A 7,041-nucleotide genomic window follows, 5' to 3' on the forward strand; every position below is an offset into this window, starting at 1 on the left:
GAGTCTGCTTAAAAAAAGAGTGATTTGGACTGTTCCAGTCCATTCGAGAGAGATAAATCATCACAATGTCTTTATTTAAGCAAGAAAGAGGGTCTATTGCTCGCTTAAGACCTACATTCTAACTCTTAACGGTTCCGTAAACCGTTAAGAGCGCAGACCTCCCCCTTGTTCAGGCCACACTCGTAAAAATAATGTTTTCTGCCGTCTCCCAATTAATACAATATGAGTGTTTGGGATTATTCAATAACCGCTGAAGACGTCGAAAATTTGATCCTAGTGATCTCATTCGTGCAACATATGCTAAATTGCGTGTTCCGCGGTAGTCGGTACGGCGAAGACCATAGTGGTTCACCAGCTCATTCTGTTTAGCTTCAATTTGTTTACGCAGGTTCATGCTTGCCTTAAACAAGCCCGAATTCTCTTCTTGCCGAGCCTGAGATATAATATCGTGGTGTTGATGAACAAACACTGTGCGTTTTTGTTTCCCGCCAAGGCATTTCGCCTCCAACGGACACTGATGACATGGCGATTTTTTCGTCTTGCGGATATGAAACTGTACTCCATTTTTTCCCTGGTATGCTTTCCCACAATCATATCCTTGTGGGCAGGTAAGTCTCTTTAAGTCGTCACTTACCTGGAACCCTTCCTCTGCTATCGTTGGACTTTCTGGTGTTCTTGCCGCAGGTGCTACGACTTTTACCTCTCTCGTTTTCATCTCTAACCGTTGTTCCACTGCTCCATAGTGCGAATCGCCAATGACAGTTGGCTCTTCTACTAGGGAGAGCGGCAATGAATCAATTAACGGAGCGAGAGTATCGCCGTCATACTGGTTAGCGGCGATTATGTCGCTGGCGGCAATAAAGCCTGTGTTGCCTATCTGTATCGAACCGATTTTGTAGCCGCGCCAGTGAATCTTCCCTTTGCAACCAAACCGAGCATCGACGTCATATGCGGAAATGACCAAATCTTTTATCGTGGACGTGTCAGCAAACGTAACGGTATTGTCTGCATGACGAATGACGCGTTCCTTCACGATTCGTGCTAAACAGCAGACGCGACTCTTTAACACGTCATCCTCCAAAAGAGCAGGATTATCTTCGAACCATTGAAGAAGCGAATCAATTGTCTGAATATAACTTGCTAATGAACTCGTTTCCCAATGTTTCTCCTGTGCTAGTGCTTCAGGCAAATCGGTGGGTAATTGACATATATGCCCCTTTCTCTTAAGGCGACGCAATACAAACCTGACGGCTTGTTGAAGCAGATTAGCGGAACTTTGTTCACTGATGGGGGAAATCGAATGAGTCGTATCGGTTAAAAAGGGCTCTTTCCCTGTCAAGATTCCCAAGCAGTACAGTAGATAGATAAAACGCTGCAACAGCAGGGTATCAAGATTGCGTTGAATCAAGCGCTGCCGATGCACGAATAAACTAACTGCATCAATCCCAGACTCATCGACTGCCATGCCAAGTGCATATTTGAATTCCAGATTGACCTGTGTCTGTTGTTCCATATCGCGATCGGTGCTTGCGTGCATCTGTTGCAAAAGGCAAGCCAGCGTCATTCTCAGCGCAAATAAGCTGGGTCTGCCATTATCACGACTGTATAGACCCTCCAGATCCTCGGGAACTACGAGTAGCGGGGCGAGTTCACGAAACAATCGGTAGACAGAGTTTTCCGGAATTAAGATATCCCACAACTCATCATAATTGTAAAAACTAGTTTGTACATGATCCCAGCGGAACATCACTCAACCCTCTTTCTACCTGTCTTTACTAGTAGTATTCGACGGCTAAGACCTTTTTTCTTTCAAAATCGGTGAAAAACAAGAGGGTTTTTAAGCAGACTCGATAATGTAAAAAAATCCCCAATCTCTTGGTCTTCCAAGAGTTGGGGATTTTTGTGATTATTATCACTGCATAGGCATGGTAAAGTAGTATAATAAAGGTATTATAGTAATTTAAAGGGGGCGCGAATGATGACTTTCAAAATCACTGAGACCGTAACTTGGGTAGGTAAAGTAGACTGGGAACTGAAAAAGTTTCATGGGGAAGAATACTCCACACACAAAGGCTCTACATATAATTCATATCTTATCCGTGATGAAAAAAATGTCTTAATTGATACAGTGTGGCTTCCTTTTGCCCAAGAGTTTATTGAAAACCTTAAGCAGGAAATACCACTGGATAAGATCGACTACATCATCATCAACCATGCGGAAAGTGACCATAGCGGGGCGCTACCCCAATTAATGAAACTGATTCCCGATACCCCTATTTATTGTGCGGCAAATGCGGTTAAATCGTTAAAAGGCCACTATCATCAGGACTGGGACTTTCATGTAGTCAAAACAGGGGACAAGCTAAGTATTGGTTCCAAAGAATTTATATTTATCGAGGCCCCGATGCTACACTGGCCAGATACTATGATGAACTATCTTACCGGTGACAATATTTTATTCAGTAATGATGCTTTTGGACAGCATTATGCATCAGAGTACATGTTTAACGACCTTGTTGATCAAAGTGAATTATATCAAGAGTGTATAAAATACTATGCTAATATCCTCACTCCATTTAGTCGGCTAGTGGATCGTAAGATTCAGGAGGTTGTTGGATTTAACCTTCCAGTGAACATGATTTGCCCAAGCCATGGAGTGATTTGGCGGGATAACCCACTGCAGATTGTAACCAAGTATGCTGAGTGGGCTAAAGATTATCAAGAAAATCAGATTACTATTTTGTATGATACTATGTGGGATGGCACCCGTAAAATGGCGGAAGCAATTGCTGAAGGTATCAAACAGGCCGATCAAGCGGTAAACATCAAGCTGTATAACACGGCTCGCAAAGATAAAAACGATATCATTACAGAAGTCTTTAAATCCAAGGCTATCTTGGTTGGTTCACCTACGGTTAACAAGGGGATCTTGTCATCCATGGCCGGGATTATGGAAGAGATTAAAGGTTTAGCTTTTAAAAATAAGAAAGCCGTTGCGTTTGGAACATACGGCTGGAGTGGCGAATCAGTTAAGGTGCTTAACGAGCTGTTGAAGTCAGGGGGCTTTACTGTTGTTAATGAGGGCTTTAAAGGATTATGGAATCCGGATGAGCAAACTGTCAATAGCGCTATAAATTTCGGCAAGGATTTTGCTGCTGCCAGCGCTCCGCCTCCCAAATCATGATTAGAACCTAATAGATAATAACCTGTAAATATGTAAAATTTTGTGATAATTATCACTGCAAGCAAAAGTGCTTTTCTATAAAATTAGCTTAAAGAGAATTCGAGGGGGGAGAATTATGACCATAGCTTTAAGTAGGCAAGCGGCTCAAGGTGCCCAGAACCTTCTTGCGGATGCTGTTAATCAACTGCGTGAAGGTAGAATACAGGGATGGGGAACTGGCGAAGTTTCAGATATTCTGGGGCGACTGCCGCTAACGTCGGCTTTACTAGGAAGGCGTATTACTGATTATAATGATCTGACTTTACTCTTTGATCAGTTAAGCTTAAAAGAAATGCCCAGTGGCAGTGATATGGAAAGCATTCTTCAAGCAGGTGAAGCAGCCCTTATTGCGGCGGAAACCGGTGAGGCGTTGCGATGTATGTCATCCGGTGGACAAGGTAACGCAGACTTACTGCCAGACGAGATTCTTCGTAAGATCGGCGTTTCAATCGTGGACGGTACTGTGGCGGGAGTCGCTATATTATGCGGAACTGCAGGTGATAACATAGCTGCAGTCAGATTAGTCAAGGCTTTGAGAAACAAAGGGATTTTGGTAATGTTAGCCGGAGAGATTATTGAGCAATGTGCTTTTGAAGAAAACTTACTTAGTCTTGATAGGCTCATAATTCCTCTAGGTAAGGATTCTTCCCAGGCGATTCATGCATTTACAGCGGCAGCACGGATTGGATTCTTGTTAGGCAGTCTTGTTCCGGATGATCGTGCTGCTTTACTTAAATTCATGGCAACACGGCTACCGGCATTTATAATTACGCTAGGTTCGTCAAATCCCGAGATGGCTGCCATTTGTGCCGGTGGGCTGGTTATGGGATTCCCCGTGATAACCGATCAGCCGCTACCACCGGAGGAAGAGCTTGTTGGCTTGTTTGAAACTGCGCGGTCTGGTAATGTTGATGAGCTAATAAATTTGGCGGTCGAGCTGACGGGAATAAAAGTGCAACATGGCCCTCTTCAGCTTCCTATCAAGGTAAACCCGGCCTATGAGGGAGAAATTGTTCGTAAGGCAGATACTTGGGTGGAGTTTGGTAGCAGCAAAGTGACTGCATTTGAGTTGTTGCGCATGGTAGGTAAGGAAGAGGTTGAGGATGGTAAAGTTACCGTAATCGGACCGGAGATTGATGAAATACCTGAAGGCAGCCAATGGCCGCTCGGTATCGTCATTAAAGTATACGGACGCAAAATGCAAGAAGACTTTGTCGGAATCATGGAACGCCGAATCCACTACTTTATCAGCTACGGAGAAGGTTTATGGCATACCTCCGGGCGCGATTTAGTCAGTATGAGGATTAGTAAAGAGGCCAAACAGCTGGGATTTAAGATTCGTGATATGGGCGAATTGTTAATTCATATGTTTCGTGCTACCTTTGGTACTATTATTAACAGACTTGAAGTAACAATTTTCACCGATCCTGGCGCAGTGGCCAATGAAGTCAAAGTAGCGCGTGAAGCCTATGCCCTTAGAGATGTTCATCTAAAAGGTTTAACCGATGAGATGGTTGATACGTTCTACTCGTGCACACTTTGTCAATCTCATTCTCCTAACCATGTTTGCATACTGACGCCAGAGCGTGGCGGACTATGCGGGGCGGTCACTTGGTTAGATGCTAAGGCCTCATATGAGATGAGCCCGGTAGGTCCTAATCAACCGATATGTAAGGGCGAATGCCTGGATGCTGTTAAGGGAATGTGGAAGAGCGTTAATGAGTATATGTGTAAGGCTTCAAACCAGACGGTAGAGGAAGTAAATCTTTATACTCTTATGGATAGGCCTGTAACATCCTGTGGCTGCTTTGAGGCCGTAATGGCGGTATTACCTCAGGCAAACGGTGTAATGATTACTGCACGTGATTATTCTGGTGATACACCTAGTGGGATGACTTTTACAAAACTGATGGGGGCTTGTGGGGGCGGGGTTCAAATACCGGGATTTCTCGGCGTAAGCCGTCGCTTTATAACCAGCGCTAAATTCATACCTGCCGACGGTGGGCTTGCCCGTGTGGTTTGGATGTCAAAAGAGCTTAAAGAGAGTTTGCGGAGCGAATTAACCGAACGGGCGAAGGCTTTGGGTTTAGGAGACGACTTTGTTGACAAAATAGCGGATGAAACCACAGGTGTTACTGAGGATGAAATACTACCTTTCCTTCAGGCAAGGAAGCATCCGGCGCTTAATTTGCCGCCAGTTATGTAATAGGCTGTAAGTAATAAATGTCTATAAGGGACACGTGCAAGCAGGAATTTAGAATAACTCTAAATTCCTGCTTTTTATTCTAAACCGGATTCATCTGCTCTACGGTTGCTTCATAATAATAGGTCCTTCGACAATATTCAAACATTTGCATATCGCTGATATGTAGCTTTGGGGAATTTTGCCATATTGCAATTATTTAACCTATCGCTATTTGCATTAAACTGTACGGATAAGGAGTAGAAGGATAAATTTAAATAGAAAATATATCTATTTCCTGAGTTACAGATACTAATGAACATTCATTTAATAAGAGCTAGAAAATATAATTCCATTATAAAGCCTGGGGGGATTAATTCAGGAAAAAAATCGTATGCCAAAAATGAGGAAAGGTATGAAATTATTAGGGCTGCGAGAGTTCGCAAATTAAAACTGCATAAGAGCGTTATAATTAAGCACGACAATGCAGGGAGCAGAAGGCAAAGCAATGCCTTGGCTCCTTATTTTTTATGCGATTATGACTAAGGAAAGGGCGATGTTGTTGTGGAGTCAAGATGCCTGGAAGAAAAACAAAAACGCCCACACGTTTGTTGTTGGGAAGATACTCCGGATTCTTGTTCGGAGTTAATATGCAAAAGTAAATTTATAGACCGGGAATATGGATGCTTAATTGCGGCTTTTCTTAATCGAATGAAAAACTAGCGTTATTTTTCCAGTGATAAACATCGTTATGAATAAATTAAACGCTTTATTGATAAGACATATCTACATTTTCCCAGAATTGTTATTTAATGCTGCACGACATAGTTGCAGCTTAACCTATTAAGGAGGTGTTTGTATGTGCGGTAAATCAGAGCTAATAGCAACTCATCATTTAAAAGGGGGGCAATACGATGTAAAAGGGAATGAGTACGATTCAAAGCGGATTGCGAATATTATTCGTCGTTACCAGGAATTGAGAAGTATAGCTGAAATAACTGCTGTACAATATCGACAAATCAGTAACGGCGGTGGCTTTGCACATGGTAAAGATGACATTGTGTGTGTGCTTGCCGATATTGATCAGGGAGTGGTTATATTATCTTCGCGACAATTGACAGTGTTTGAGTTACTGAAACGAGGATATCAAGTAGAGGAAATTGGCAAAATGCTTGGCATCAGGCCGGTAACAGTAAAATTCCATATCCAGCAAGTGGTTTTCCGGTTAGCGGCTTATCTCAATACCCCGCACAGCAGGGAAAGAGGTGAAAAAAAATGAGGAAATATTATTCATTGGAGATGTTGGAGGACACATATCGGCGGCAAGACCCCAGACTTTCTGAAGAAGAAGCAAAAGAAAAAGCTAGAAATTTGCACAGGCAATTAAACACCCTGGATATTTCCTGGGCTCGAAGTAATCGTCGGTTTTACACTCACAATCAACTTCAAGATTTTTCGCTAGATTATATCTAACTTGTACCTAACCCTTTTGTACCATTTGAGTACGGATAAAGAATAGGAGGTGAGAGAATGTATTGTCCTTTACTTTGTATTAAACCTGAAAATAATCTGGTTTCGTTTAGTCAATGCCTGGAGGATGCATGCGCATGGTGGATTATTACCGGCACCACAGGTA

4 protein-coding genes are annotated in these 7,041 nt (G+C 42.8%); 3 read left to right on the plus strand and 1 reads right to left on the minus strand.

Annotated elements, in window-relative coordinates:
- Positions 1-169 precede the first annotated feature (169 nt).
- Positions 170-1,747 (minus strand): transposase, encoded by a 1,578-nt coding sequence (locus VN447_RS17785; protein ID WP_325526761.1) that lies wholly within the window; start codon positions 1,745-1,747, stop codon positions 170-172.
- Between the two features lie 228 nt (positions 1,748-1,975).
- On the opposite strand from VN447_RS17785, the gene VN447_RS17790 reads away from it, so the two are divergent.
- The 3 genes from VN447_RS17790 to VN447_RS17800 all read left to right on the plus strand — a co-directional run bounded on the left by VN447_RS17790 (position 1,976) and on the right by VN447_RS17800 (position 6,684).
- Positions 1,976-3,184: an anaerobic nitric oxide reductase flavorubredoxin gene (locus VN447_RS17790; protein ID WP_325526763.1), complete on the plus strand. Its 1,209-nt coding sequence runs from the start codon at positions 1,976-1,978 to the stop codon at positions 3,182-3,184.
- Between the two features lie 115 nt (positions 3,185-3,299).
- Positions 3,300-5,429 (plus strand): acetyl-CoA decarbonylase/synthase complex subunit alpha/beta, encoded by a 2,130-nt coding sequence (gene acsB / locus VN447_RS17795; RefSeq protein WP_325526765.1) that lies wholly within the window; start codon positions 3,300-3,302, stop codon positions 5,427-5,429.
- A gap of 835 nt (positions 5,430-6,264) precedes the next feature.
- A complete protein-coding gene (locus VN447_RS17800) occupies positions 6,265-6,684 on the plus strand; it encodes a LuxR C-terminal-related transcriptional regulator (RefSeq protein ID WP_325526767.1) in 420 nt (139 codons plus the stop codon).
- Positions 6,685-7,041: the final 357 nt, after the last annotated feature.

This window comes from Sporomusa sp., from assembly GCF_035561155.1.
Classification (GTDB): domain Bacteria; phylum Bacillota; class Negativicutes; order Sporomusales; family Sporomusaceae; genus Sporomusa.

Bases quoted from the DNA above. Each gene is read 5' to 3' on its own strand.
- VN447_RS17785 (WP_325526761.1), bottom strand. From the start codon at position 1,747: ATGTTCCGCTGGGATCATGTACAAACTAGTTTTTACAATTATGATGAG.
- VN447_RS17800 (WP_325526767.1), top strand. From the start codon at position 6,265: ATGTGCGGTAAATCAGAGCTAATAGCAACTCATCATTTAAAAGGGGGG.
- acsB (WP_325526765.1), top strand. From the start codon at position 3,300: ATGACCATAGCTTTAAGTAGGCAAGCGGCTCAAGGTGCCCAGAACCTT.
- VN447_RS17790 (WP_325526763.1), top strand. From the start codon at position 1,976: ATGATGACTTTCAAAATCACTGAGACCGTAACTTGGGTAGGTAAAGTA.